Raw genomic sequence first — 774 nt, 5'->3', positions numbered from 1 at the left:
TTTTCCGCCTCGTCCAGGATCCGTTTAAAGGTTTCCATCGCAAAAGAATCGGGTCCGCATTTAAAGGATGTTACCAGCACCGGATACACCTGGGGGTTATCCCGGCAATACAAAGCGGTTTCCACCACCTTTGAAGCATAGTACCAATGGTAGGCCTGGAGTTGATGTTCCTGCTGCCACTGTTGAGATGGAGGCAGCATATCGTGGAAAAACACTTTAAGGCCGTGTTCCGCAAAGAGATCGGGAATTCCCTTATTCATCCCCTTACTCAGGGCCGTATAGGGTCGCCCCGTAAGAACGATGGCGAATTCCTCTTCTTCCGGTCGTACCTTGGTGTACAGTTCTTTCAGGGTTTCATCGTAGGCCCGCTTTATCCGGTGAATGTCCCGGAGAAGTTTTTCAATAAGAGAGGGGCGGGGAAGTTCAATCCCTAATTTCTGGTAGAGGGGGCGGAGGCTTTCCCGCAGTTCTTCTACCGCCTGTTCGCTTTTCCCAAAGGGGGCGTACACCAGGGGGCGCAGAAGGCGTTCCGGCGCACCGGTAGCCACGGAGATCAGCATGGGAACGTACTGGGAATAATTGCAGTAAAAACGGCGTTCCCCATCGTTGGTGGCGGGCCTTTGGTCCTGCCGCGGGGGGGCTTCAAGATAAATAGGCATGAACACGTAATCACAGCTGTGGAGCAGCGCCGCTGTCTGGCCGTGGATCATCGAAATAGGGGCACAGAAGTCGGCCCCCGCAATTCGCTTGCCCTCGATAAGGCTTGTGCTGGTA

General features: G+C 54.1%; 1 protein-coding gene. It reads right to left on the bottom strand.

What is annotated here, in order from left to right; translation table 11 throughout:
* Window positions 1-710: acyl-CoA dehydratase activase-related protein (locus N2315_09500; protein MCX7829405.1), on the bottom strand; the 710-nt coding region annotated here is incomplete at its 3' end.
* Between the last annotated feature and the right edge of the window lie 64 nt (window positions 711-774).

The sequence above is a fragment of the Thermanaerothrix sp. genome (assembly GCA_026417795.1).
Taxonomy (GTDB): domain Bacteria; phylum Synergistota; class Synergistia; order Synergistales; family Synergistaceae; genus Thermanaerovibrio.
This window is presented reverse-complemented; position numbering and strand designations above follow the sequence as displayed.